Annotated in this window: 25 protein-coding genes; 8 read left to right on the top strand and 17 right to left on the bottom strand. The window is 46.7% G+C overall.

The genetic code is table 11. From position 1 onward, the window contains the following. The first annotated feature begins 238 nt into the window (after window positions 1-238). Window positions 239-526 (top strand): Mo-dependent nitrogenase C-terminal domain-containing protein, encoded by a 288-nt coding sequence (locus AC5JLB_RS02170; RefSeq protein ID WP_495872219.1) that lies wholly within the window; start codon window positions 239-241, stop codon window positions 524-526. Between the two features lie 322 nt (window positions 527-848). Further along, a complete protein-coding gene (gene psb34, locus AC5JLB_RS02165) occupies window positions 849-1,016 on the top strand; it encodes a photosystem II assembly protein Psb34 (RefSeq protein ID WP_495872218.1) in 168 nt (55 codons plus the stop codon). Between the two features lie 169 nt (window positions 1,017-1,185). Here psb34 and AC5JLB_RS02160 read toward each other — a convergent pair whose 3' ends face one another. After that, entirely contained in the window at window positions 1,186-1,383 is a 198-nt protein-coding gene (locus tag AC5JLB_RS02160) for a hypothetical protein (RefSeq protein WP_495872217.1), read from the bottom strand. A gap of 283 nt (window positions 1,384-1,666) precedes the next feature. Then, entirely contained in the window at window positions 1,667-2,560 is an 894-nt protein-coding gene (locus tag AC5JLB_RS02155; RefSeq protein ID WP_495872216.1) for a YeiH family protein, read from the bottom strand. A 256-nt stretch (window positions 2,561-2,816) separates the two neighbouring features. On the opposite strand from AC5JLB_RS02155, the gene AC5JLB_RS02150 reads away from it, so the two are divergent. After that, window positions 2,817-3,758: a LysR family transcriptional regulator gene (locus AC5JLB_RS02150; RefSeq protein WP_495872215.1), complete on the top strand. Its 942-nt coding sequence runs from the start codon at window positions 2,817-2,819 to the stop codon at window positions 3,756-3,758. A gap of 2 nt (window positions 3,759-3,760) precedes the next feature. On the opposite strand, the gene AC5JLB_RS02145 is transcribed toward AC5JLB_RS02150, so the two are convergent. The 5 genes from AC5JLB_RS02145 to AC5JLB_RS02125 are packed head-to-tail and all read right to left on the bottom strand — an operon-like array spanning window position 3,761 to window position 8,566. Beyond that, entirely contained in the window at window positions 3,761-4,483 is a 723-nt protein-coding gene (locus AC5JLB_RS02145; protein ID WP_495872214.1) for a sulfite exporter TauE/SafE family protein, read from the bottom strand. 6 nt (window positions 4,484-4,489) lie between these two features. Beyond that, on the bottom strand, window positions 4,490-5,605 hold the full coding sequence (locus AC5JLB_RS02140) for an Mrp/NBP35 family ATP-binding protein (protein WP_495872213.1): 1,116 nt from the start codon (window positions 5,603-5,605) through the stop codon (window positions 4,490-4,492). Further along, window positions 5,598-6,572: a HEAT repeat domain-containing protein gene (locus AC5JLB_RS02135; protein ID WP_495872212.1), complete on the bottom strand. Its 975-nt coding sequence runs from the start codon at window positions 6,570-6,572 to the stop codon at window positions 5,598-5,600. Before AC5JLB_RS02135 ends, AC5JLB_RS02140 begins: the two co-directional genes overlap by 8 nt. Window positions 6,573-6,582: 10 nt before the next feature. Then, the gene (locus tag AC5JLB_RS02130) at window positions 6,583-6,810 is read right to left on the bottom strand and encodes a 4Fe-4S dicluster domain-containing protein (protein ID WP_106171222.1); all 228 of its coding nucleotides are present in this window, start codon (window positions 6,808-6,810) and stop codon (window positions 6,583-6,585) included. A 52-nt stretch (window positions 6,811-6,862) separates the two neighbouring features. After that, window positions 6,863-8,566 carry a fumarate reductase/succinate dehydrogenase flavoprotein subunit gene (locus AC5JLB_RS02125; RefSeq protein ID WP_495872211.1) on the bottom strand — a complete coding sequence of 568 codons (1,704 nt, stop codon included), beginning with the start codon at window positions 8,564-8,566 and terminating at the stop codon, window positions 6,863-6,865. Window positions 8,567-8,787: 221 nt separating this feature from the next. On the opposite strand from AC5JLB_RS02125, the gene AC5JLB_RS02120 reads away from it, so the two are divergent. Then, window positions 8,788-10,809: a LysR family transcriptional regulator gene (locus AC5JLB_RS02120; protein ID WP_495872210.1), complete on the top strand. Its 2,022-nt coding sequence runs from the start codon at window positions 8,788-8,790 to the stop codon at window positions 10,807-10,809. A 14-nt stretch (window positions 10,810-10,823) separates the two neighbouring features. Here AC5JLB_RS02120 and AC5JLB_RS02115 read toward each other — a convergent pair whose 3' ends face one another. The 3 genes from AC5JLB_RS02115 to AC5JLB_RS02105 form a co-directional block, all read right to left on the bottom strand. Continuing rightward, the gene (locus tag AC5JLB_RS02115) at window positions 10,824-11,666 is read right to left on the bottom strand and encodes an ABC transporter ATP-binding protein (protein WP_495872209.1); all 843 of its coding nucleotides are present in this window, start codon (window positions 11,664-11,666) and stop codon (window positions 10,824-10,826) included. Between the two features lie 17 nt (window positions 11,667-11,683). After that, window positions 11,684-12,574 (bottom strand): ABC transporter permease, encoded by an 891-nt coding sequence (locus tag AC5JLB_RS02110; protein WP_495872208.1) that lies wholly within the window; start codon window positions 12,572-12,574, stop codon window positions 11,684-11,686. 86 nt (window positions 12,575-12,660) lie between these two features. Further along, window positions 12,661-14,163, bottom strand: a complete 1,503-nt coding sequence (locus AC5JLB_RS02105) for an ABC transporter substrate-binding protein (protein ID WP_495872207.1) — start codon at window positions 14,161-14,163, stop codon at window positions 12,661-12,663. Window positions 14,164-14,825: 662 nt separating this feature from the next. Between AC5JLB_RS02105 and AC5JLB_RS02100 the strand changes: the two genes are divergently transcribed. Continuing rightward, window positions 14,826-15,605 carry a HipA family kinase gene (locus AC5JLB_RS02100; RefSeq protein WP_495872206.1) on the top strand — a complete coding sequence of 260 codons (780 nt, stop codon included), beginning with the start codon at window positions 14,826-14,828 and terminating at the stop codon, window positions 15,603-15,605. Further along, the gene (locus tag AC5JLB_RS02095) at window positions 15,583-16,002 is read left to right on the top strand and encodes a DUF3037 domain-containing protein (protein WP_495872205.1); all 420 of its coding nucleotides are present in this window, start codon (window positions 15,583-15,585) and stop codon (window positions 16,000-16,002) included. The genes AC5JLB_RS02100 and AC5JLB_RS02095 overlap by 23 nt, the downstream gene beginning before the upstream one ends. 81 nt (window positions 16,003-16,083) lie before the next feature. Here the strand turns inward: AC5JLB_RS02095 and AC5JLB_RS02090 are convergent, their stop codons facing one another. After that, entirely contained in the window at window positions 16,084-16,671 is a 588-nt protein-coding gene (locus AC5JLB_RS02090) for a hypothetical protein (RefSeq protein ID WP_495872204.1), read from the bottom strand. Window positions 16,672-16,876: 205 nt separating this feature from the next. Between AC5JLB_RS02090 and AC5JLB_RS02085 the strand changes: the two genes are divergently transcribed. After that, the gene (locus AC5JLB_RS02085) at window positions 16,877-17,038 is read left to right on the top strand and encodes a hypothetical protein (RefSeq protein ID WP_495872203.1); all 162 of its coding nucleotides are present in this window, start codon (window positions 16,877-16,879) and stop codon (window positions 17,036-17,038) included. An 86-nt stretch (window positions 17,039-17,124) separates the two neighbouring features. Here AC5JLB_RS02085 and AC5JLB_RS02080 read toward each other — a convergent pair whose 3' ends face one another. After that, complete coding sequence (locus AC5JLB_RS02080) at window positions 17,125-17,823, bottom strand: glutathione S-transferase N-terminal domain-containing protein (RefSeq protein WP_495872202.1); 699 nt, start codon at window positions 17,821-17,823, stop codon at window positions 17,125-17,127. Window positions 17,824-17,950: 127 nt separating this feature from the next. Here AC5JLB_RS02080 and AC5JLB_RS02075 point away from each other — a divergent pair, with 127 nt between their 5' ends. Continuing rightward, a complete protein-coding gene (locus AC5JLB_RS02075) occupies window positions 17,951-18,550 on the top strand; it encodes a thioredoxin family protein (RefSeq protein ID WP_495872201.1) in 600 nt (199 codons plus the stop codon). Window positions 18,551-18,650: 100 nt separating this feature from the next. On the opposite strand, the gene trpD is transcribed toward AC5JLB_RS02075, so the two are convergent. The 5 genes from trpD to AC5JLB_RS02050 form a co-directional block, all read right to left on the bottom strand. Then, the gene (gene trpD / locus AC5JLB_RS02070; RefSeq protein WP_495872200.1) at window positions 18,651-19,745 is read right to left on the bottom strand and encodes an anthranilate phosphoribosyltransferase; all 1,095 of its coding nucleotides are present in this window, start codon (window positions 19,743-19,745) and stop codon (window positions 18,651-18,653) included. 276 nt (window positions 19,746-20,021) lie between these two features. Further along, window positions 20,022-21,254, bottom strand: coding sequence for a tryptophan synthase subunit beta (gene trpB, locus AC5JLB_RS02065; protein ID WP_495872199.1), 1,233 nt, complete (start codon window positions 21,252-21,254; stop codon window positions 20,022-20,024). 38 nt (window positions 21,255-21,292) lie between these two features. Further along, complete coding sequence (gene trpA, locus AC5JLB_RS02060; protein ID WP_495872198.1) at window positions 21,293-22,108, bottom strand: tryptophan synthase subunit alpha; 816 nt, start codon at window positions 22,106-22,108, stop codon at window positions 21,293-21,295. Between the two features lie 50 nt (window positions 22,109-22,158). Continuing rightward, on the bottom strand, window positions 22,159-23,043 hold the full coding sequence (trpC, locus tag AC5JLB_RS02055; protein WP_495872197.1) for an indole-3-glycerol phosphate synthase TrpC: 885 nt from the start codon (window positions 23,041-23,043) through the stop codon (window positions 22,159-22,161). Window positions 23,044-23,057: 14 nt separating this feature from the next. Next, window positions 23,058-24,926, bottom strand: a 1,869-nt coding sequence (locus tag AC5JLB_RS02050) for an anthranilate synthase (protein WP_495872196.1), incomplete at its 5' end; no start/stop codon positions are given.

Raw genomic sequence — 24,926 nt, 5'->3', positions numbered from 1 at the left:
TTTATTTCACTGCCTTGCTGATTGAACTTCGCTGAAATGTCAACACAACCTAGCACTTCCTTTAATTCGATTGGCCGATCGTAGGACTGTCACTCTCAACGCGGAATGCCTTGACCTCAACGTGTGGCTTAAATCATCACGGGATCGAGAACGTTGCATAACATCCCGGTTCCAACCGTATAAATCACCATCAGACAACGCTACACTGCCCCCCACAAAAGCATTCAGGAGACTGATCATGTTGCCCCTAACCTCCCATACATTCATCGCTTCTCTCCTTCAGCCCATCGCCCAAAAACTCGATGCAATCGAAATTCAAAGCGCTAAGACAGCCCATTTCTTCTGTCGTCTCATTCCCTCTCAATGCCCGTTTGAACGTGATATTCGCTGCTTCGGTCGGGTTCTGCTCCACATTCCCCCGATGTGCAAACTGAACCCCTTCTACGAGCAACTCGTCGGTTTACGGTTCAAAGCGCTCTGCTACTTGGCTGATGTTTGCGGTGAAGACATTGCTGCCTATTGCTAGTCTAGAAGGGCAACCCAGACAGAATTGAGCCATCCGACCAACCGCCCCGATTCAAGCAACGCTATCGTCTTGAAAGTTAGTCTACAGAACGCATTTAAGCAAAAAGAAAGGTAGTTCACTCCACATCTGCCTTTTACCCTTGGTATTTCCCGACTATCTGCCCATAGTTAAGCTAAATTCGCTTTGCCCATTGCATCCCTGAGTTAAGCCATCCTGATTGCCGCCATAACGACACTCCATACCAGAAAGAGCAGAAGGTATTGACTATTTGTAACAATACTGTTACATTAATTTACATAAAGTAACAGAAGAGGAACAAGCGATGCGGACCTACAGCGAAAATGGCCTTCTCAACAACTACGCTACAGAACCTGCGCTTTACTTTGCAGAATCTCCTTCTCCCGAGCAGCAGCAGCAATACGCTTTTCAAGCCGCGATCGCAGTTCTGTTGGTAACTTTCACCGTCTTAACAGCTTTCTCTGTGAGCTAGAACCTAGCGAAATCGTCTCTCCTCGATTCCTCTGGTCAAGACAAGTTGGTTTGAGTATCTAATCTTCTCCTAATTCCCTCCCCTGGTTTCATCGCTGGGGGTTTGTTTTTGCCCCACTTCATTCACCCCTGCTCCTTGAAGGGAACGCCGTTTCAACATTTGAGTTGTCCTAGCCATCGGGAAACTGCCAACAAGCAATACTTTCCACGTCCTTGCTGCCACAAATACACGCTTCAGGTGTAGAAGCAACCCATTCATAATCACACTGGCGACAATGACACAGAATGTTGTTGCGATTCGCTTCGTCAAGATGTCGTTGCCATTCGTCGAGTTCTGCGGGAGTGAATTGACGTGGAATATCTGACATTACTTAAAAACTCTCTATTGCCTCTAGCATTTGATTATCTGTAAATTCTACATACTTCAAAACATCTTTCAAATAGAGCAGCAGAACTCGTTTAGGCTTGCCTTTCAGTTAACCAAGTAACTTTGTAGCTCGACTTTATTCAATTTAAAGTGTAGGAAAGGTTGCAAGATTAGAGCAAGTTGTTTGATGGCTTCTAATGAACTGGCTGCCGAAAGAATTTCTGTCTTTGATGCTAACTCGTTTCTCTTTTCCAAGTGCGTCTGTCAAAGTGTTTTAGTTCTGGTTAATGAACGAGTTGTAAAATCAGCCCGAGAGAACTGGCACTGATGAACACCCATAATAGAACTCCTTGAATCATTGGCTTCCAACCGACTGCCCTTAAAGCCTGCTTAGATAAGCCTGTTCCAATTAGAAAGATGGTTAGAGTAAGTCCGATCGTCGAAAAGTGCGTAATGGTAGGAACAAGGGCTGCAAGTGTTGGCACAAATGTGCGAAGCATTGACGCTAGGAGAAACAGCCCAATAAACCAAGGGATTTGAATTGAATGCCGTTGATCTGATGTGAGGGGTTGCCTTAGCATCCCGATCGCGATGAGAGAAATCGGAATAATCCATAATGAACGAGAAAGCTTCACGGCTGTTGCGGTTTCTAGCGCACCAAGTCCAAAGTGTGAAGCCGCACCTACTACGCTAGAGATGTCATGAATTGCCACACCCGCCCAAGTGCCGAACTGAGTAGGGGTAAGGTGAAATGCATGACCTAAAGCAGGAAACACATACAGCGCGATCGCATTGAGCACAAACACGGTTCCCATTGCAATCGAGATCTCACTTTCGGCAGCATTGATTACAGAACTCACAGCCGCGATCGCTGACCCTCCACAAATCGCAGTGCCAGCGGAGATCAATACTGATGACTGAACCGGAATTTTTAGCCATTTCCGTAGATAATTGCCAAGCCAAAAGGTTGCCCCAATACTTCCCGCCGCAAACAGCGCACCTTGACTTCCTACTTGCCATACGATCGCAAGATTCATCGTGAAGCCGAGTAATACAACACAAATTTGCAGTAGATATTTTGCAACAAACTTACTTGTAATTGGAAAAGGATTTTTTAGCGTTAATGCAAAGAGAATTCCAAGGGTTAACGCTGCAGGAGGAGAAATCCAATTAGTCAAGCAACATCCCGCAAAACTCAAAAATACGATCGATTGCCAACTCAGCGCTTCCAAAATAAGATTACTTCGTGAGTGCACCTCTAACCATTTTTTAGAATGCTTCTGAGAAGAAAACTTGAGAAGTCTCATAAATTAAATTGCTTTCTAAAACAATTACCTTCACCTTAAGTAACTAGATTGCTAGAAGCAAACGTTATTTTCTGTCGAATTGATAGTTAAAATCAATGGATTAGCAATTGTAATCTATATAGCGGAAATGACATTTGATCAGTTGAAGATTTTTCTGGCGGTTGCAGAGCACTTGCACTTTACTCGTGCTGCAGAAGCACTTTATATTACGCAGCCTTCTGTCAGTACTGCCATTCAAAATTTAGAAGCGGAATACGGTGTGAAACTGTTCGATCGTATCGGTCGGCACATCGAAATTACACAGGCAGGAAGATTGCTTCAGAGAGAAGCCAAAAAGATCTTAGAGTACGTCGCTTCTACTGAACGAGGATTACGAGAATTCAACAATTTACAACAAGGTGAACTAAAGGTTGGTGCAAGTATCAATGTTGGTAATTATTGGTTGCCAGAAAAGATTTGCCAATTTAAGCGGCAGTATCCGGGTATTGTGATTCATTGTACTTTAGGTAATGCGGAGGAGATTTCTGAAGGAACAGTGTCAGGAAAGTTTGATTTAGGGTTAGTGACGAAAGAAATTAAGCCTGCGCTTCAACAGTATCTCATGCAGGAAGTTGTTGGAGTCGATCGCTTACAGATTGTGGTGGGGCGATCGCATCCCTGGTTTGAACGACAAGAAGTTTTGCTAGATGAGTTACTCACCACAGCATGGGTCATGCGAGAACCGGGTTCTGGAGCGCAGCAGGTCTTTGAACAAGCATTACAAGACTGGGGAATCAATCCAAATCGATTAAATGTAATTTTGGTTTTGAGCAGCAGTGAAATGGTAAAAACGGTGGTTGAAGGGGGCGTTGGCGCGGCTGCAATTCCTGGATGGATGGTGACCAAAGAAATTCAATTTAAAGCGTTGCACCCGATTCGCGTGATTGATTCACAATCTAGACCGTTAAAATCTCAGCTTGAAATGATACAGCCAATCTGGAAGCTTAAGCATCAGCAACGGTATCAAACAAAAATTTCGATCGCCTTTGAACAAGTTTTGCAAGGTAGTGGAGCAATGACGATAGAGTGAGCTTATATCAGAAACAAGCAGCCGACAAAGACTAGTAAGCTGAAAATGATTTGGCTGAACATTGGTTGAGGAATAAGCCGATTAACTTTTCCACCTAGATAAATTCCTAAACCTACTCCAGGTAACGTCCATAGCGATAAATGCCAGACCAGTGGAGTCCATAATCCTGCTAAGCTATGTCCAATGAGTGTCGTAATGCCCGAGAACAGAAAATAACACTGCATGGTTGCCCGGAAATCATCAGGAGACCAGCGTCGTAGGATGCCATAGATTGCGATCGGAGGCCCGTTGGTGTTGTATGCGCCTGCAAGAATACCCGCAATGAAGCCAAATGGAAATGCATATCTTTCATGTCGCAGATAAGGGTATTTAGGCGCGAGTAAATTGATACTTCCGTAGGCAATTAATGTGATTCCAAGTACCCATTTCACAATGTGTTCGGGTACCTGGTTGAGTAACCATAAACCAACAGGAATACCCGCGATCGTAGCAACAATGAGTCGCCAAGTAGACTTGAAATCAACTGCATTGCGATCAAACAACAAAATGATCAAACTGATCACAACGCCAACAAACGCAACGATTGGTGACGCAACTTTTAAGCTCATCACCATTGCGAGCAATGGCATAGCTAGAAGCGCATCACCGAACCCCACGGCTGAACGAATGAAGGTACAGACAAACAAGACAACGGCTGTCACGATCGTTAGCGTGGGGGATGGCATTCTAAATTAAGCGGTAACAGCGGTAACAGCTTCTAGTTGCGTCTTTGTGAGAGTTGCTGGACGAAATGTCGCATCTAGCCCAGTGGCGACTTGAACAAAAACCTGGCTCACGATCGAGGTTGGGTTTGCGATCGTAATGGGCTGTCCAGTATCGCTCCCGGTGCAAATTTGCGGCTCGATCGGAACCTGACCTAACAAGGGCGCTTGTAGTTCATCCGAAAGCAGTTGACCGCCGCCGCTGCCAAAGATTGAAGTTGGTTCACCACAATGCCCACAGAGGAGATAGCTCATATTCTCAACCACGCCTAGAACGGGAATGCCGACGCGGCGAAACATATGAATGCTACGACGGACATCGGCAACGGCGACTTGTTGTGGAGTGGTGACTAGCAATACTCCACAAATCGGGCTTTCTTGAACGATCGTAATTTGGGCATCGCCTGTACCTGGAGGCAAATCAATCAGCAAATAATCCAATTCTCCCCAGTCCACCTCATGGATGAACTGCGTCACAATTTTGTGTAAAACCGGACCGCGCCAAGCTAAAGGATGATCGGGTTCTGCTAACAAGCCGACAGACATGACTTTAATTCCGTGGGCTTCTAGGGGCAGAAACTTCTGGCCATCTGGCGTATCGATTACCTTGACATCTGCCTGTCCCAGTCCCATCATCTGGGGAATGTTAGGACCATAGACATCAGCATCTAACAATCCCACCTTTGCACCCTGTAAGCTCAGGGCAATGGCTAGATTCACAGAGGTTGTAGACTTACCCACACCACCCTTGCCGCTGGAGATGGCCAAGGTGGTTTTGACACCTGGAATCGTGCAAAGTTGGATATAGGGCTTCTTACACCAGGGTAGCGCCGCAAGAACCGTGTAGACCTCTGTTTGTAAGTGATGTTGATGACTACCAATATACAAGCGCAGGTAGATGTAATCATCAACAATTCGCAAGTTTCGCACCATTCCCAAGGAAACAATGTCGTTTTTGAGAATGGGTTCAATTACCTGCTTGAGGCAACGAACAACTTCTTGTAGACGAGCTTCGTTCACCGGATCGGAAGGTGCAGGACTTTCTTCTGGTAGAGGTTGCCGAAAAGGAGATTGGTGACTAGGCATTTGATGTCTCTGGTGTAGACTCTTGAATTGATTGAATGGCTCGTTGCGTGAAGATACACACGTCTCTGTCTGGATCATCCAATGATTGCTGGAGTGCATTCAGCGCAGCAGGATTCTTCAGCTTGCCAAGAGCGATCGCGGCATCCCGACGTACATCTGAGTATTCATCGGCTAGGGCTTTAATTAAAGCAGGTAGCGCGCGATCGTCTGGTGTTTTTTGCAAGGCTTGAAGCGTAAACTTTCTCACTTGCCAGTGGTTATCAGATAGCGCAGTTTGCAAAGCGGGAACTGCTTCAGCATTAGCATGAAGCGCGAGAGACTTTGCTGCATTGCGTCGCACTTGCCAGTCTGCATCAGACGTTAACGCTTGACAAAGAGCAGGAACCACTTCGGCATCGGCTAAGTGTCCCAACGTCAGCGCAGTGGCTCGACGTACCGTGCCGTCCGCATCGGACATTAGCGCGATCGCAGGTTGACAGCGCTCGACCTGATTGAGATAGCGTAACGTTGTGACGGCTGCTTCACGCAACGCAGCCTGATCTGACTCAAAGAATGGGAGCACATACGGCAGCGATTGGGCATCGTGAATCTTTCGCAACAAAATTAAAATGCTAAGCTGCATGTTCACCTTGTCGCGATGCACTGCATCGAGCAATAGCATTAAGTGATCGGGTGAAATCAGTTCACCCAAAGCCGACAATGCCTCGTCGCGAATTTCTTCATTGCTAGAGACAAGACATTCGATTAACGCGGGAACTGCTTTTGGATTAGCAAGCTCCCACAGGGCAGTAACGGCTAATTTTTGAACCGCAGTACTTTCATCTTGCAGAGCGACAATTAAAGGTTCTAAAGCCTCTTCATCGCCCAAGTGTTGTAGGGTTTTGACAGCGACTAGACGATCGCTCAGATCCGGCGATCGCAGCATTTCTAGCCATTCATTTAATTCAGAATCGGTATCTGCAAACATCTCCGTTCCTCTATCGCAACAAAAATGGAATTTGAACCGTGATCGCGTTGGTCGGGCACTCTTTCTCGCAGGGTAAGCAGAACCAGCACTCATCGTATTTCATGTAAGCTTTGCCCGTCTCAGGGTTTTTCGCCAACACATCTAACGGACACACCTCAATACAAGCTGTACACTTTTCTAAGCATTTAGACTCATCGACAATGACTGGAACATCAACTCGTTGCGTTGCTAATGCCATAACACTCAAGCTTCTCCACAAAGTTCAATCAGCAATGTTCAACTAGATCTAACTAACGCACGGCAACATCATAAACTTCTCGTTCAAGATCAACCTCTACGATGTAAGGTTCAACCGGACGCTTAAACAACACCATGTTGCCGGAGTCATCTTTTTTCAAGTTGACATGGCAGAACCATTCATCGTTATTCTTATCTGGGTAATCGACACGGTAGTGGTACAACCCCCAACGGCTCTCCCGACGATAGAGTGAGGCGCGAGCCGCCATCTCAGCACAGTCGCGAATAAAGTGAACTTCCATGCAGCGCATCAGCTCATGAGGGTCGCGTGCACCCATCAGATCCAAGGTTTCGTGATAGCGAGCAAAGTTTCTCAACCCAATTTCCATCTTGTTATCGACTTTGGGGGGTTGAAGATAGTCGTTGACCAAGCGCCGCAGTTTGTACTCGACTTGAGTATGGGGAACGCCGCTGGGTCGGGTTAATGGTGCGTAAATGCGGGTTTTCTCGACTTCTAGAAACTCAGGATCAGGATCAACATGATCTAAGCCTGCCACGTACTCGACGGCGTTTGTGCCTGCCAGCATTCCAAACACAAATGCCCCAATCATGTAGTTGTGAGGAACGCTTGCCATGTCTCCTGCCGCATACAGTCCCGGAACGCTGGTTTCAGCTTTCTCGTTGACCCAAACTCCAGAAGCGCTGTGACCGCTACACAACCCAATTTCAGAGATATTCATTTCAACGCCGTGGGTGCGATAGTTTTCGCCTCTACCTTCATGAAATCGTCCCCGGCTCGGACGCTCATTTGCCCACAGAATCGTTTCAATCTCTGCGATCGTGTCTTCATCGAGATGGGTCATTTTGAGCTGAACGGGGCCTTTACCAGAGTTCAGTTCCTTCCAAACTTCCAGCATCATTTGACCACTCCAGTAGTCGCAGCTAATAAAGCGGTTCCCTTCAGCATTGGCGGTATACGCTCCGAAAGGACTGGCAACATAGGCACAGGCAGGCCCGTTGTAATCTTTGATCAACGGATTGATCTGGAAACACTCAATGTTGCTGAGTTCTGCACCCGCGTGATAAGCCATTGAGTAACCATCTCCGGCGTTGGTCGGGTTCTCATAGGTTCCGTACAGATAGCCAGAAGCAGGAAGTCCTAACCGCCCAGATGCACCCGTGCAAAGAACGACTGCCTTGGCTTGAATCACAACGAAATCGCCGTTCCGCACATCAAACCCGACTGCCCCGATCGCGCGTCCATCTTTCACCAAAACACGAGTTGCCATGACTCGATTGGTGACTTTCGCTTTGTGTCGCTTTACTTGCCGAGTCAAGATCTGCTTCAGGTCCTTCCCTTCCGGCATTGGCAACACGTATTTGCCGACTCGATGAACCTGCTTTAAGTCATACTCACCTTGAGCATCTTTCTGAAATTTAACGCCCCAACTCTCAAGCTCTTGAATCACCCCAAACCCTAATTTTCCGGTTTGATAAACCGCTTTTTGATTGAGAATGCCATCGTTGGAAATGGTGATTTCGCGAACGTATTGTTCTGGGGTAGAATTGCCCGGAATCACGGCGGTATTCACGCCATCCATTCCCATCGCGATCGCGCCACTTCGACGAATATTAGCTTTCTCTAAAATCAGCACCTCTCCTTCAGGGTTTGCCTGCTTTGCTTTAATGGCTGCCATTGTTCCGGCTGTTCCACCACCAATGATGAGAACATCCGTCTTCATCCATTGAGTATCCATTTAGTACTCCTCATTAAGCGACTAAAACTTCTAGAGATGCTGCACAAAAAATACATCGGAGCGTCTTCTGATTCTCCTATCATAAAGAAGAAATTGAAGTACTACAAACCAACTTGTAGCAGCGGTTACTATTTATGGATTCATATCTTTTATAATTTCATAAAATACTTGAATGCATTATTTAACCATTCGCAAAACCGCTTGGAAAAGGAGATAGAGTTTTGGAAGTTTATCAAGTTAAAGTATTTCTAGAAGTCGCTAGACATCTCAGTTTCACCGAGGCTGCTGATGCTTTAAATCTGACTCAGCCTGCGGTTAGCGTTAAGATAAAATCTTTAGAAGCTGAATTAGGAACTACTCTTTTTTACCGATTGGGGCGTAAGATTCAGCTAACAGAAGCGGGCAGTTTTTTATACGAAGAAGCTCCTAGATTGATTGAAGTTGAAAATCAATTGGTTGCCAAAATTGAAGAAATCAAACAAGGTAAGCTTGGTCACATTAAAATAGGTTGCACACCAGCAATTTCGCAGGGATGGCTACCCGAAGTTATTTTTCAGTATCGTCAAGAATATTCTGGAATTCAAACTCAATGTGTCGTTTTTGAATCTGCCGAATTGCTTTGTCGAGCTGTAACAAGTGGTCAAATAGATATTGGAATTTCTGATATTAGTTTTGAAGAATTTGCTGAAATCTCAGCAACTGCGATCAACACGATTCACTATTCTTTGATCGTCGCTTCAAACCATGTTTTAGCAAAGCAAAACTGGTTGAGTTTGAAAGAGCTACAACAAGAGTCGTGGGTGTTGCTTCCGACAGGGTCACCGAGTCGCATGGTTTTTGAAGCGCGTCTACACGAATTAGGACTAACGCTCTCCGACTTTCCAAATATCGAGACAGTCGATACGCTCAGCTTAATGCAAACCTTTATCGCGCAGGGAAACTATCTAGGGTTCGCGTCTGAGTTTGAATTCAAAGCAGATTGTCAATCAGGAGTGCTAGTTTCAATTCCACTTCAGGAATTTGCCTTATCCGGTAATGTATTCATGCTGTTGCCTCGTCGATTGAGCGAGTCTGCAGATCAGTCAAATCAGCAACGACGATTTGCGCAAAGTGCAACTTCAAAGAAAACGCGCAGTTCAAATCCAATTCAAAAATTCACGGCTTTAATTCAGGATGTGCAAGCGCAACGATCGCGGATTCAAACCGAGCAGAAAGAGACTCGGAGACCAGTACACCTGCGATCGCCGAGCCTAGTCATTCGTTCAACTCCTCAACGCCCTGAAACACTCACGTTATCGATCGGAATTCAAAACGGTACAATTCCAACGGTCACAGCGGGTTTGATCATTCAGCGGTTGGGATTGCTAGAACACTTTCTGCCGAAAGACGGCCGCTACAGTTCAACTCAATATCAAATTCGCTGGTGTGACTTCTCAACCGGAGCACCGATTATTCAAGGGTTGCATTCTGGACAACTTGATATCGGCATTCTAGGCGACTATCCTTTGTTACTGAGCGCCGTTCAGCACCAAGACGCGAAACAAACTCGTTTGGTCAGCTTTGTTTCAACGAATCCAGATGGTTCTTGCAATGCGGTCATTGTTCCGAATCAATCTAACATTCAAAGTATCGAAGATTTGCGAGGGCGAATCATTGCAGTTCCCTTTAGTTCTTCGGCGCATGGCATGGTGATGCGATCGCTCCATTCTGCTCACTTGCTGGATGAAGTTCAGCTAGCTGCTCTAGAGAATTCAGACATGGCTCATCCCTTTGGGTCTTCAACGGATTATTCAACGTCGGCAGATGGCTATGCCCACTTCGCACCGTTTCACGACATTGCTTATCGTCAGGGAAAGTTTCGCTATCTGCAAAGCGGCGAAAATGTATTACCTGCATTTCATGGCGTTGTTGCAAGTGCATCTTTAGCAGAGCAATATCCAGAAGTGGTCATTGCTTATCTCAAAGCATTGACCGCCGCTCAATATTGGTATGCAACTACGCCGTCTGCGCTGGCTCTAGTCAGCCAGTGGACGAGTCTAGATTCCGATATTGTCTCTCGCATCCTTAGCAGTTTCCACCCCGAAAATCAGCCCGGACGCTTCTTCTCTGAAATGCTCATTCGTCCGGATTGGATCAATCAGCACATTGCTCAACTCAGTTTGATTCCCGGTAACGAAGGCGTTCAAAACATTCGCCTCGATCGCTGGATTCAGCCCGAATTTTTACAATCGGTACACTCTTGATTAATTAAGGTGGATTAATCCATATCCATGCTTTTGAGGGTTTCTTCGCGGATCAACTCAAACACCTGACGATTTAGAGAGATAAATTCGGGTGAGAGTAGGCCGTCGGCATGACGAGGACGGTCTAACGTAACGTCAATTTTCTCTTTAATCCTGCCTGGATTGACTCCCATAACAAAGATTTTGTCGCTCAAAAACAACGCTTCCTCAATGTCGTGGGTGACAAAAATAACCGTTGTTTTTAGGTCGCTCCAAATCGTTAACAGAAGTTCTTGCATCATGTGCCGCGTTTGGGCGTCTAGTGCCGCAAATGGCTCATCCATCAACAGCACTGAAGGAGAATTCACCAACGCTCTGATGATGCTGGCTCGCTGCTGCATTCCGCCTGAAAGCTGGTGCGGATAAGAGTGACGGTGCTTAAACAAACCAACCCGATTCAAATAGTAATTGACTAACTCCGATCGTTTTGCTTTAGGCACGCCACGAATCTTTAGCCCAAACTCGACATTCTGATAGGTCGTCTTCCAGGGCAACAAAGAATATTGCTGAAACACAAAGCCCCGATCTGCGCTTGGAGAATCGACATGACGCTTATCTACAAACACAAAACCACTGCTCGGCTGGATAAATCCAGCAATGACATTGAGAATGGTTGATTTTCCACAGCCGGATGGTCCTAACAAACAGATGAATTCGCCGGGTTCGATCTTAAAGTTGACTGACTCCAAAACGTGAACAGATTGTCCTTTACGTTTGAAGGAAACAGACAAATTTTCAACCTCTACGAATCCTCTAACTCGTTGCTCTAAAGTCTTTTCCACCAACGTCGCCACAATACTCAAACCTCCTAAAGACACGGTTAGAAAACAGGTCACTATGCACTTTTCTTCTTAGTGATTCGCCAAGGCATTAGTAGGCAGGTCAAGCGATCGACGGCATACGCACTCGCCGCACCCATTAAACCAATCAACAACATCCCCATCACGATCGGCGGGTAGTTTGATGTGACATACGATTCCCAAGTGATGTAGCCGACCCCATATCGACCTGCCAAAATCTCAGCCGTCACCAAGCAAAACCAAGAGTTACCCATGCCAATGACTAGCCCACTAGCAATGTTAGGCATGGCTCCTGGAACAACAATATCTTTGAAGATATGCCACTGCTTGGCCCCCAAACACTGACCGACTCGCAGTAGCAACAAGTCTGTACTCTCAACGCCTCGAATGGTGCTGATGAGAATGGGAAAAAATGCACCGATAAACGTGAGATAAATCATTCCCGATTCGGACGTCGGAAACATGAGAATGGCAAGCGGTATCCAGGCAACGGCAGGAATGGGTCTGAGCAATTCCAACGGCAGAAAGATGAAATCTTCAATTTTCTTGAACCAACCAATCAAAATGCCCAAGCTAATTCCTAACACTGCGGCGATCGTAAACCCAGATAACACTCGAATCGCACTCGCCTGAATGTGCTTCATCGGATTACCCGTGACAAACTGCACTGTCGCTTGCGCTACTTCGATCGGAGAAGGCACATTCTCGAAGTTGATGAAGAAGTTGAATCGGTTGAGGCATAAGAGTTGCCAAATTCCAAAAAACAGAACCAACGACAAAATGCGTCTAAAGACTTGTGCATTCAACTTTTGCTGGTTGGAAGCCGAGCGATCGCGACGACTGAGAGCTTTAAAGCAATGTGCGATCGTCGTATTAACCTTAGCAAGGGGCGAAGCTTTCAGCGATCGCTTGGAAGATGTAGACATCAGACACCTCTAACAAAAGAAAGTAAGTATCAATTTCAGCACAAGGAATTTACCTCAGTGCAGTACTGAAATTTGGTTAGTGCAATCTACTTAGCCCCGACTAACATAGGTAACTGATTGGCTTGCGCGATCGATTGCTGGAGTGCCTGAAAATTGGCAACTTTTGCACCTGATTTTTCAGCAAATGCCTGAGCTTCTTTTTCAGTTAGAAAAGCAGAAACATTCTTCCCGTTCTGCACATAGAAAGAGTTTTCAGCAAACAGCTTCCAGCCTGTGGTTTGGTCGTGAACAAAAAGTGCCCCAGCCGTTTTTCCGCTTGCTGCCAACGTTTGCAGCATGGTCATCATATTTGCGATCGATGCAAAATTCATCACTTTGTCTTCGCCCTTAATCCAAATTTGAGCCGCCATTTTTGGATCTTTAATGGGTTCTTTGGTTTGAGCATCTTCACCGCCAATGACAAACCCTTCTGCTTTAGCAACTTCGTCATAATTGAGGTTCAGTTCTTTCATTGCTTGTCGCAGGTAGCTGTCGTCTGCCCACTTTGTTACTTCTTCTGGGTTAATGCTGTCATCCAACTTACCCAACTGTTTCAAGGTGGTCACGCTATTTCTGAGCGCATCAAAATTGACTTGTCCGATCGTTGGGTTGAGTTGTTGTAGCCCAGAAGGACCAAGGAACATATACACCACTTCTCGCTCAACGCCAGACCATTTCTCCACTTTCGTTGCGATCGCTTCTGGCTGTTCACGAAACAGTTTGTTGGCATCAAGCAGCGCTTTGAGGTAGGCCACAACCACTTCTGGATTTTCTTTGGCAAAGTCTGATCGGACTAGAACCCCGTGAAACGTGGGAGTTCCAGTTTGAGCCCCATCAAAAATCTTTCTTGCAAAACCTCGATACGCAAACAATTCACCGAAGGGAACAAAATCTGCATGAGCCGCAATTTGTCCGGTTTTCAAATTGCTGCCTCCCACTTCCGGCGATTGGCTCACTAACATCACATCCTTTTCTGGATCGATTCCGTCGCTCTTCAGCGCTTTGAGCAACATTCCATGCGCTGCTGAGCCAAACGGAACAGAAATTTCTTTCCCTTTCAAATCTGCCAGTGTTTTAGCAGAGCTATCTTTAGGAACCAAGACTGCATTCCCTGCACCGGTTGGACTGGAACCTAAACTCGCGATGTAAAGCGTTTTAACCCCATTCCCTTTTGCCTGAAAGGTCGTCATGTTGATCGTAGATGGAAAGTCGCCCATCATTCCAATATCGATCTGATTTGCCAACATTTTGTTAGTGATTGGTGGCCCAGATGTGTAGCTTGACCACTCAATTTTGTACTCAACATTCGCGTATTTGCCAGTTTTAGGTAAATACTTCTCCAGCAACTTTTCTTCTCGAATAACTGACCCGCCAGTTGCCGTATTAATGGTTTGATCTTGAGTTCCGACCGAAATCCGAATGACTTTTTTACCCGTACCATTACTTGCAGTATTTGCTGAAGTTCCACCAGAGCAACTACTTGCAAAACACAAAGAGACAATCAGTAAACAGAACGTCAATCCTTTGCGATAGATCCGCTGCGTCTTCATAATGAAAAGCTGTCCCTATTACAGTTTCGTGCTCTCACCTTAATGAGTCTCGCAAGTTTACGTCTGTAAAAGGAGATACAAACTATATTGTGAAAGCTTATATTTGGGCGGCTCTAAATAAAAGAATTAACTCGATCTATGAATTTATTTTATGAGTTAACTTTTGCCAAAGTTCATATTAGAAATAGCAGCTAAATTTTTGCCGTTCCTATAAACAACTATTAAATAAATCAGAACTGAGAAGCTTTTTAATGATTAGTCTACGTGTAAAGACTTTGATGGAGAGGCATTAGCTTGGCGTAAAAAAGATCAAATTAGAACAATATTAGAAGAGCATTTATAACAGTCCCAAATAAAGCATGAACAGTAGCCGTAATGGAATTTGGTAAAAGAAAAGGTTTGAAGATGGATAGCCGGCTTGAACAAGTGAAATGCAGTTCAGGATAATGAATTCGAGGTTTGGAGACCGCTCGTATTATTTCTTGATGCCATTGCAAGTTGAGGCTAAATGCATTGGGGAGAAAAAGATGAACTTGGATCTACCCCTGCCTAATGTTCTCGCCATAAAAATGATCCAGCCATTGAGTGGCGAAAGAGGGATAGGATGACTCAGGGGGACTTACAGCAGGGCGGCAGATTCAGTGTGGAGTACGGATCAAAGGATGAGCTTGCGAACAGTTAGTGCTACTAGATATGTCACTCCCTTGCGGGAGGGTGGGTCGCTTCCGGCAATTGTGGAAGCCGATGATGATGGCATGTATGTGCTTAAATTTCGCGGGGCAGGTCAAGGACCCAAATCTCTCATCGCCGAGCTAGTGGCAGGAGAGATCGCTCGCGCCTCAGGGCTACCCGTCCCTGAACTCGTCTTTGTAGAACTCGATCCTGATCTTGCTCGCACTGAGCCTGATCCAGAAATTCAAGATCTGATCCGAGCGAGTGCAGGTCTTAACCTCGCGCTTGATTATCTACCCGGCTCCATTACGTTTGACCCGGTTGCAGGAAAGGCTGATGCGGATCTCGCCTCTTCGATTGTTTGGTTTGATGGGTATGTGACGAACATCGATCGGACACCGCGCAATGCAAATATGTTGGTTTGGCATCGACGGCTTTGGCTGATCGATCACGGTGCCGCCCTTTACTTTCATCACACTTGGAGCAATTACCGCGATCGCAGCCGCGATCGCTTCCCTGCGATTAAAGACCACGTTCTACTCCGCTTTGCCAGCGCTCTCCAAGCTGTAGACTCGAAGATGACCGAGAGCCTGACGCCAGAGGTGATCGATCGCATTGTCAAACTGATTCCGGATGCTTGGCTTGTTGATTCTCCCTTTAATGAAAGCGGTCAACATCGGGATGCCTATGTCAAGTATTTACTAAGACGGTTAGAACCGCCGCATGTTTTCTTGGAGGAGGCGATTCGTGCAAGATCACTTTACCTATGATTACGCCATCATTCGTGTGGTTCCCAAAGTCGAGCGTGAAGAGTTTGTCAACGCTGGAGTGATTGTTTCGTGCGCAACCAAACGGTTCCTTGACGCTCGCATCGAACTAGATGAGCAACGGCTCCTCGCGATCGATTCAACTCTGGATGTAGAAACCGTCCGAGATCATCTAGCGGTCATTCCAATGATCTGTGCTGGAGGAGAACAAGCTGGAGCCATTGGTCAGCTCCCCCACCGGGAACGCTTTCACTGGCTGGTTGCACCCCGCAGCACGATGATTCAGACCTCGCGGGTACACACGGGGCTTTGCAAGAATCCAACCACCCTGCTCGAACATCTACTAGATACAATGGTGCGCCCATCGCAGGCAAGACCCTGTGTAGTCAGGACTGAGTAGATAGTCTACAACCTGATTTCATTAAAGGCTTGCCTTCCAACAAAAGTCCAATTGCTTAATTAGAATCTTGCTCAGTTAGAATCAAAATTGCCCTGTCTTTTGATCGCGTTGAATCTCGTCGTTCAGCCGGCTGAGCGGCACTACTTCTACCTGTGAGGCAGTGCGGTGCTGAGCCTTATCCTCGCGCCCGCGATCGCGAAATTGTCGAGTGAGATATCCGTAGCGCTTACCTCGGTAATAACGCGACCTGTCAGTGTTGATGTTTCTCTGCGCTATCGGGGTGGAAGAAGCAAAATCTTGAGCGATCGCGGAATCGTATACTTGTCGAATTAGATTAATTCCGGCTGAATTCTTCGGATCGAAATCGAAAGACGTATTGCTAGACCTATAATCGATGAGTTCTCGGATTACCAATTGTTTATCAGGTGCCCAAACCGCAAAACTTAACTCGTTGCCTTGGCACTTAGATGTGGAGTCAAAATCGGGTTCTACCGTTTGTAATTTGATGGAAGGTTTGAGTCCAGCAATCAACGGATGAGAATATGACCATTGTAGTACTTCCCCAGCGCCTTGCTCTGGTAAAGCTGCTGCTGGTAGAGTAACACAAGCGCTAAGAGCGCAGATTAAGCCTGCTAAGAAACTAGACTGAAACTTAACTTGCTGATTCATTTGTGCCTCGTTTAGAGCAGGGGTACAAAACTCTTTTCCCTTCTACTCAGTAATGATAAGTCCTAATTCTCACCAGTCCGACTGGTTTTAACTCGGCAACAACATAATGCACATCTCAGGCTCCTCAGCGAGGTCAAACACTAATGGTTGAATACGAATTCTAATTTCTGTTCCAACAACTATCCGAAGATTGTTCTGATTAAAGATGAAATTCTCAGATCTCAAAGCGATTTTTGCCCAAGAGCAAACCAGTCGAGGATTGCTGGTCATTGGCATTGATGCGGATGGCCAGCGAGTAGAGGTACTGTTTCACATCACGACTGAACCCAAGAGCCTTTGGGAGGCTGTCTCGGTCAAGTATTTATAAAACTTTTTGCCAGAAGCCCAATTAAGAACACAACGGAAGCGCAACTCCGCAGGAATCATGGTTCCAACTTAAACTTTGCGTCAAAGTCAACGCTTCACCGTGTTGGAGGACTGATTAAACAACAGATCCCGCGCCTGCTCAGGATTGATTGCCTGATCTTTGAAGGCTTCTGCTTTCTCATAGGCTCGAATCGTTGCCGGACGCGCTTTAATCGCTTCAAACCAGCGTTGTACGTTGGGAAAATCCGCTAGATTTTGGCCTTGCTTTTCATAAGGCACAATCCACGGATAGACGGCAAGATCCGCGATCGAATACGCTCCTGCAATAAATTCACGGTTACTCAATTGTTTGTCTAGCACTGCATACAACCGCCCTGTTTCATTCACATAGCGATCGATGGCATAGGAGATTTTTGCAGGCGCGTATTGAGTAAAGTGATGATTTTGTCCTGCCATCGGTCCTAGCCCGCCCATCTGCCAAAATAGCCATTGCAACACATCCACTCGACTGCGAATGTCAGTTGGAATCAACATTCCAGTTTTCTCTGCTAGATACAATAAAATGGCACCAGACTCGAATATAGAAATGGGGTCGCCGCCATCAGTGGGGTCGCGATCGACGATCGCAGGAATACGATTATTGGGAGAAATCTTCAGAAACTCTGGTTTAAACTGATCGCCCTTGCCAATGTTGATTGGCACGAGGGTATAGGGTAATTCAGCTTCTTCTAGAAACAGCGTGATTTTGTGTCCGTTGGGGGTTGCCCAGTAGTAAAGATCAATCATAATAAGCCTCCTGACAGGGCGTAAAACTACGATTCGGCAGTCCGTCGGTTGCTCTGGCGCGAGAAAGCATTGAACTACGATCGCTAATTTTCTATTCTAAGTAGATGTAGCGTAGGAAGTTCATTTTATGGTGCTCACTCCTTCAACAATGTTGACATTAGGCACGCCAGCAATTAATTTTCAGCTTCCTGATGTATCCGGTCAGACTGTTACATTAGCGGATTTTACAGGTAGAAAAGCCTTGTTGGTGCTGTTTATCAGCCGCCATTGTCCGTTTGTACAGCATATCAAGCAGGAACTTGCCAAGTTGGGTCAAGATTACCGTGAGCAAAATCTTGGAATTGTTGCGATCAGTCCAAATAACCCGATCACGCATCCTGATGATGCTCCTGATTCGCTGAAGGCGTTTGCAGAAGAACTGGCGCTAACGTTTCCAATTCTATTTGATGAAACTCAGCAAACGGCAAAGGACTATTCGGCGGCTTGTACACCCGATATTTTTCTGTTTGATGCCGAGCGCCGATTGGTGTATCGAGGACAGCTTGATGATAGTCGTCCAAACAATGGCATTCCGGTGACGGGAAAAGACTTGCGCTTAGCGATCGATGCGGTTCTATCAGGCCAGCCTGTGAGCCAGGATCAAAAACCTAGTATTGGTTGCAATATCAAGTGGAAACCTGGAAATGAGCCTGCCTACTTTCAAACGCCTATCAATGTTCCTTCGTAGGAATAGGATTGCGATCGCGTTCATGAGCAGGTAGTGTAATTGATTCTACTTTGCTCGACGTTAGCAACTCATTTTAGAAGACCCGATCGCAATTTTGCGCTCACTGTAAAAATTGAGCAAGCTGCTCCAATTTTCTCCAAGCAGCTCCACTTTGTAGAACATCTCTGGCAAGCCCGATCGCATTAGCAAAGGTGTCAGCATACTCACCTGTTTCTGGTACAGCTTCACCCACATACAAGGCTAATGCTGCATTCAACACCACGACATCTCGCTGAGCTTGAGTACCCTTTCCGGTCAGGACTGCCTTCAAAATCTCTGCATTTTCTTGTATGGTTCCCCCTCGTAATGCATCAAGCGGAGCGGGGCTGAGTCCTAATGCTGTTGGATCAAGTTCCAGCAGATTGATCTGCCCATCGCACACAATAGCAATGTCCGTTTTGTCGCCTAATCCAGCTTCGTCTAATTTTTCGCGTCCGTGAAGTGCGATCGCACGACGAACGCCCTGTTGCTGCAACACTTGAGCAAATGTTTCGACTAACGCTAAATTGTTGACCCCAATCACTTGACCTGTAGGGTGCATCGGGTTGAGTAAAGGGCCGAGTAGGTTAAAGATCGTTCGCACCTTGAGTGTTTTTCGCAGGGGTGCGATCGCGCTTAGGGCAGGATGCCAATCGGGTGCAAATAGAAAGGTAATCCCTACGGCGTCAACTGCTTCCTGAGTTTTGTTGAGATTTGCTTTCAGGTTAAGCCCCAACGCTTCTAAAACATCGGCTGAACCAGTTTTGCTAGAGGCAGAGCGATTGCCGTGTTTGGCAACATTAACCCCAGCGGCGGCAACTGTAAAGGCAACAGCAGTGGAGATATTGAAGGTTGAAGCACCATCTCCGCCAGTGCCGCAGGTATCAACCAGAGGTGAAGTGCTAATAAGGCGCGATCGCAGCGTTGCTCTGACTGATTGAGCCTGCAAAACCTGCACCATGCCTAGCAGTTCTTGGTCAGATACTCCCTTCATTCCTATTGCAGCCAAGATTGCACCGGATAGGACGGGAGGAATTGATTCTGTGAGCCAACCGTTCATCAAGTCGGACGCTTGGGCCGATGAGAGAGACTGCTTATCTAACAAATGTTGCAACAGATCAGTCCAGTTTGCAGCCTGAGTGGAGACTTTGGTAGAGATGGTCGGTGTTGTGATCATGGATTTAGAGAGAATTCAGGATAGTAAGCTTTTACTGATCTAATGCCGATTTTGGCTATTTTTACGCAGAGAATCACGACACATTAACGATACTGCCAAATCAGCATATACTAGTGCTTCAGTCTGCTTCTTTTGCTGATATCTCTCCATTAACTGCTGTGTTACGTCCTGTATTTCCGTTAGTGTGCGTTTAGAGAGCAAATTTTTAGCAGAAAGATCGACATGATTCATGACATTTCTCCTACGTTAATTGTGTTTTTACTCGATAGTCGATAACTAGGAAAGGTGTAGCAATTTAGCAACTGTTTGCACATCTTTGTCGCCTCGTCCTGAACAGTTGATTACAATCCGAGGGCTTCCACTCAATTGAGGACACAGTACGTCAAGGAACGCGATCGCATGAGAGGTTTCTAAGGCCGGAATGATGCCTTCGAGTTGAGAAAGTCGCTGAAAAGCATCCAACGCCTGCTGATCGGTGACACTGTAGTACTCTGCTCGCTTCATCTCTTTCAGATAGCTATGTTCAGGACCAATACCGGGATAGTCGAGTCCAGCACTGACAGAATGCGCCTCAATAATTTGACCGTCTTCATCTTGCAAGACGTAGCTCATCGCCCCATGCAAGACTCCCGGTCGTCCTCGCGTCAAGGTAGCAGCATGTTTATCTGTATCGATGCCCTCACCTGCGGCTTCGATGCCAATTAAACGGACGTTCAGATCATCAACAAACGGATGGAATAGCCCGATCGCATTCGAGCCGCCGCCTACACACGCGAGCAAAATATCCGGTAGTTCTCCCCAATTCTCCATCGCTTGAGCACGGGTTTCCTCACCAATTACCCTTTGGAACTCTCGAACCATCATTGGGTAGGGATGAGGCCCTGCGACTGAACCAAGAATGTAGTGAGTGGTTTCTACGTTCGTTACCCAATCCCGAATTGCTTCGGATGTTGCGTCTTTGAGGGTTCCTGTTCCCGCTTCGACAGGTCGAACTTCCGCGCCCATTAATCGCATCCGAAAGACGTTGAGGGCTTGTCGTTCCATATCATGGATGCCCATGTAGATCACACATTGAAGACCGAAACGAGCGCAGACGGTTGCGGTCGCTACACCATGCTGACCTGCGCCAGTTTCCGCAATGATTCGCTGTTTGCCCATCCGCTTCGCTAACAGCACTTGTCCTAAAGCGTTGTTAATTTTATGTGCACCTGTGTGATTTAAATCTTCGCGTTTGAGATAGATTTGCGGTGTAGTTCCATCTGGTTTTGCGTAGCGATCGCTGAGCCGTTCGGCGAAATAGAGCGGCGTTGCTCGTCCAACATACTCGCGTAATAACGTTTGAAGTTCGGCTTGAAACTGCGGTTCGTTTTTGTAGTGAGCAAAGGCGGTTTCTAACTGAGCAAGCGCACACATTAGAGTTTCAGGCACGTATTGACCGCCAAAGGAACCAAATCGACCGAGGGTGTCAGGTTGCTGACTTAAGGAAACGTGGGGGGTGTTTACTGGCATGTGATTTCCTAGAGGTGGATTTCCTAGAAGTGAAGGAGCTATCTCGTTACACGTAGCGTTGGCGTAATTGATGCACTCAAATCGCGGCAGAATGTTTTAACAGCTTGAAGACCTTGTTGGGGAGTGCCGTCTGCTAAGCGTTGAACAAAGGCGCTTCCAACAATTACCGCATCTGTTCCCCAGTCTGCAAGTTGACGAGCTTGTTCGGGTTGAGAAATGCCAAACCCAACGGCGATCGGTTTGGTGGTGACCCGACGGATATTCTGAATGACATCTTTAACGCGCGTTTGAACCTGCGATCGCACTCCTGTTACACCCGTCACACTCACGAGGTAAATAAATCCTCGCGACTGACGCGCGATCGCTTCGATTCGCGCTTGAGAACTAGTCGGCGTCACAAGCAAGATCACTTCAATTCCGATTTGATCTGCTAACGCGATTAGCGTGCTGGATTCTTCTAGCGGTAAATCGGGTACGACCAACCCTTTAATCCCTGAGTCAGCAATCTGTTTAAGAAAAGCCTCAATCCCTAAACTCAAAATTGGGTTGTAGTAGGTGAACAGGATAATCGGCGATCGTAAGTCTGGAGCCACGTCTCGAACCATGTCTAAAACGTGAGCGAGGCGCGTTCCTGCGTTGAGGGCACGAGTTGCCGCCGCTTGAATCACGGGACCATCGGCGAGTGGATCGGAATAAGGAACACCGAGTTCAATGAGATCAGCGCCATTTGCATCTAAAGTGCGGAGTGCGGCGGCGGTTGTTTCTAAATCGGGATCACCTGCTGTAATAAATGGAATCAAAGCACACTGGTTGTTTGTGCGTAGGGTTGCAAGGCGTTGGGAGATGGAAGTCATAGGGCTGAGGGGATGAATGTAATTTGTTACTGAAAGGTCTAGAACACGTCCTATCGATCAGGAGTTTGCAATAAATCTCTAACCGCTTGTTCTACATCGGGTTGTTTAACGAGTGATTCTCCGACCAACACTGCATTCGCGCCTGCATCAGCAACGAACGCTAAATCTTGGGGGGTGTAGAGACCCGATTCGCTAACGATCGTAATATCCAATCGATCCAACACTACTCGTCGTTCGGTGAGCAGTGATCGCGTGGTTGTCAGGTCGAGACTAAAATCTTCAAGATTGCGATTGTTAATGCCAATCAGTTTGACATTGGATAATGCCATTACTCGATCGAGTTCAGCGATCGTATGAACTTCGACTAGAGCTGTCATACCTAATGTATGAATCAGATCGAGAAAAGACTGAAGAATGCGATCGGACAAAATGGCAGCAATTAGTAGAACTGCATCGGCTCCATTCACGCGAGCAAGATAAATTTGGTAAGGGTCAATGACAAACTCTTTACACAGTAAGGGAAGTGCAATTTGCTCTCTAATTTGTCGCAGATTGGTAAAACTGCCTTGAAAAAACTTTTGATCGGTAAGAACGGATAAGCAGGTTGCGCCGCCCCGCTCATAGGCTTTAGCAATCTCAACCGGATCAAAATCAGCACACAGAATTCCTTTGCTCGGTGAGGCTTTTTTAACTTCTGCAATCAGGCTCGGCTGGCTCGGACTTTGTCGCAGCGCATTTAGAAAATTGTGCGGAGAAGAACTTGTGCTGGCTTGGCGTTGAACTTCTGCAAAAGCAATCTGACTGCGTCTGAGTTCAACTTCTCTCAGCTTAGACCACACAATTTCTTCGAGAATGTGGCGCTGTGTGGCAATGGGATAACTTTGTTCAGCCGTGGAAGCCGAGTGTTCTTGAAGGGGTGAGTGTTGAATCTGCATCTGACTTAGCTCCATTAATGAATCGATGAAGACAACGTTGTTGTGAAGACCCGCATGACGTTTTGAATAATCGATAGACCAACGCCATCGGCAAGCGTCATGATTGATTCTGGATGGAACTGCACACCTGCGATCGCTAATGTTTTATGCTCGATCGCCATAATTACGTCGTCATCCGAAATGGCAGTTACCTTGAGGCTTTCGGGTAGATATTGGGGCAGCGCGTAGAGGGAGTGATAGCGTCCGACTTCAAACGATCGCGGCAGGGTTTGAAACAGGACAGATTTTGAATCAGTCACCGAAACACGAGAGGGTTTGCCATGCTGAGGATAGGACAGCACGCCTAATTTGCCCCCAAATGCCTCAACAATGGACTGCAACCCTAAACACACTCCAAAGATCGGGATTTGCCGTTTGACGCAGGCGGCGATGGTCTTGCTGACGCCAAAATCGCTCGGTTTGCCAGGACCGGGAGATAAAACCACCAAATCTGGACGTTCAGTGTCCAAAACTGACTCTGGAAACCCGTGACGCAAGGTTTTGACGGTGACGCCCGTTTGCCGAATATAGTTCGCCAACGTGTGAACAAACGAATCTTCGTAGTCAATCAGTAAGACTCGCTTACCCGGTTCTACACGCGGCAACCGGAGTTCTAGATCGACGCCCGCAAATGAATTTGAATGCCTTTGCTGAGTTTGATACAGCGTTTGAAACAGAGCGGCGGCTTTAGTCATTGTTTCTTGTGCTTCTGCTTCTGCATCAGAGTCGTACAGCACCGTTGCTCCGACTCGTACTTGTGCGATCGCATCTTTCAATTGAATTGTCTGCAACACCAATCCGGTATTCAAGTCACCTTTAAAGTTTAGATATCCCACCGCGCCGCCATACCACCGTCTCGCACTGTGTTCGTGCTGTTCTAGAAACTGAATTGCCCCGCGTTTTGGTGCGCCGGTGACGGTAACTGCCCACAGATGCGTGAGAAAGGCATCCAAGGAGTCAAACTCGTCGCGCAACGTACCTTCCACATGATCGACGGTATGAATTAAATGGCTGTACAACTCAATTTGACGCCGCCCAATCACCTGAACTGATCCCGCTTCGCAAATGCGCGATTTATCGTTGCGATCGACATCGGTACACATGGTTAATTCAGAGGCGTCTTTGAGAGAATTGAGCAGTTGTAGAATCTGGGCAGCATCTTCGATCGCGTTGCCTCCTCGACGAATGGTGCCGCTAATCGGGCATGTTTCCACTCGTTTTCCTTCAACCCGTACAAACATTTCGGGCGATGCCCCAATCAGATATTCTCTCCCCAAGTTCATTAGAAATCCGTAAGGACTAGGATTAATTTGCATCAATGTGCGGAATAGATGACTGGGAGCGCTCTCGCACGGCTTAAAAAACGTTTGGCTTGGAACAACTTCAAACAAATCGCCCCGACGAAAGTAATCGAGTGCGGTATCAACCTGCTGTTCATACTCTCCGGGCGCGTGGTCAGAGGCAACAGTCGGCGTCAGGTTCTTGCCTTTGTAGTTAATCACGTCACCACTGCGAAACAGTCCTTCAGTGGTTCCATATGGTGTTTCAAAGTCATACTGCACAAGGAACGCCTGCCGCTGATAGTGATCAATGATTACCAGTTCATCGGGGAGGTACAAGACTAAATCTCGTTGGTCTTCTGCCCGAGGCAACTGTTTTGAAAGTTGCTCAAACTGAAACACCAAGTCATACCCAAATGCACCATAAAGCCCTAAATGTTCATCTTCAGAACTCTCAAATGCATGGAGTACCTCACGAACAATGCTAAAAACAGAAGGTTGCCGACTTCGGCAGGGCTGTTTCATTGTCAGTGTAGAAAAGCTAGACTCAGCGGTGTCGTGACT

It is taken from the genome of Myxacorys chilensis, from assembly GCF_059505265.1.
This window is presented reverse-complemented; position numbering and strand designations above follow the sequence as displayed.

What these genes read in the sequence shown, in the direction of transcription:
- AC5JLB_RS02090 (WP_495872204.1), bottom strand. Translation starts at nt 16,671, where the DNA reads ATGAATCAGCAAGTTAAGTTTCAGTCTAGTTTCTTAGCAGGCTTAATC.
- AC5JLB_RS02105 (WP_495872207.1), bottom strand. Translation starts at nt 14,163, where the DNA reads ATGAAGACGCAGCGGATCTATCGCAAAGGATTGACGTTCTGTTTACTG.
- AC5JLB_RS02080 (WP_495872202.1), bottom strand. Translation starts at nt 17,823, where the DNA reads ATGATTGATCTTTACTACTGGGCAACCCCCAACGGACACAAAATCACG.
- AC5JLB_RS02075 (WP_495872201.1), top strand. Translation starts at nt 17,951, where the DNA reads ATGGTGCTCACTCCTTCAACAATGTTGACATTAGGCACGCCAGCAATT.
- AC5JLB_RS02170 (WP_495872219.1), top strand. Translation starts at nt 239, where the DNA reads ATGTTGCCCCTAACCTCCCATACATTCATCGCTTCTCTCCTTCAGCCC.
- AC5JLB_RS02085 (WP_495872203.1), top strand. Translation starts at nt 16,877, where the DNA reads ATGAAATTCTCAGATCTCAAAGCGATTTTTGCCCAAGAGCAAACCAGT.
- AC5JLB_RS02145 (WP_495872214.1), bottom strand. Translation starts at nt 4,483, where the DNA reads ATGCCATCCCCCACGCTAACGATCGTGACAGCCGTTGTCTTGTTTGTC.
- AC5JLB_RS02125 (WP_495872211.1), bottom strand. Translation starts at nt 8,566, where the DNA reads ATGGATACTCAATGGATGAAGACGGATGTTCTCATCATTGGTGGTGGA.
- AC5JLB_RS02130 (WP_106171222.1), bottom strand. Translation starts at nt 6,810, where the DNA reads ATGGCATTAGCAACGCAACGAGTTGATGTTCCAGTCATTGTCGATGAG.
- AC5JLB_RS02110 (WP_495872208.1), bottom strand. Translation starts at nt 12,574, where the DNA reads ATGTCTACATCTTCCAAGCGATCGCTGAAAGCTTCGCCCCTTGCTAAG.
- AC5JLB_RS02160 (WP_495872217.1), bottom strand. Translation starts at nt 1,383, where the DNA reads ATGTCAGATATTCCACGTCAATTCACTCCCGCAGAACTCGACGAATGG.
- psb34 (WP_495872218.1), top strand. Translation starts at nt 849, where the DNA reads ATGCGGACCTACAGCGAAAATGGCCTTCTCAACAACTACGCTACAGAA.
- AC5JLB_RS02150 (WP_495872215.1), top strand. Translation starts at nt 2,817, where the DNA reads ATGACATTTGATCAGTTGAAGATTTTTCTGGCGGTTGCAGAGCACTTG.
- trpA (WP_495872198.1), bottom strand. Translation starts at nt 22,108, where the DNA reads ATGACTTCCATCTCCCAACGCCTTGCAACCCTACGCACAAACAACCAG.
- trpD (WP_495872200.1), bottom strand. Translation starts at nt 19,745, where the DNA reads ATGATCACAACACCGACCATCTCTACCAAAGTCTCCACTCAGGCTGCA.
- trpC (WP_495872197.1), bottom strand. Translation starts at nt 23,043, where the DNA reads ATGCAGATTCAACACTCACCCCTTCAAGAACACTCGGCTTCCACGGCT.
- AC5JLB_RS02135 (WP_495872212.1), bottom strand. Translation starts at nt 6,572, where the DNA reads ATGTTTGCAGATACCGATTCTGAATTAAATGAATGGCTAGAAATGCTG.
- trpB (WP_495872199.1), bottom strand. Translation starts at nt 21,254, where the DNA reads ATGCCAGTAAACACCCCCCACGTTTCCTTAAGTCAGCAACCTGACACC.
- AC5JLB_RS02100 (WP_495872206.1), top strand. Translation starts at nt 14,826, where the DNA reads ATGAGCTTGCGAACAGTTAGTGCTACTAGATATGTCACTCCCTTGCGG.
- AC5JLB_RS02140 (WP_495872213.1), bottom strand. Translation starts at nt 5,605, where the DNA reads ATGCCTAGTCACCAATCTCCTTTTCGGCAACCTCTACCAGAAGAAAGT.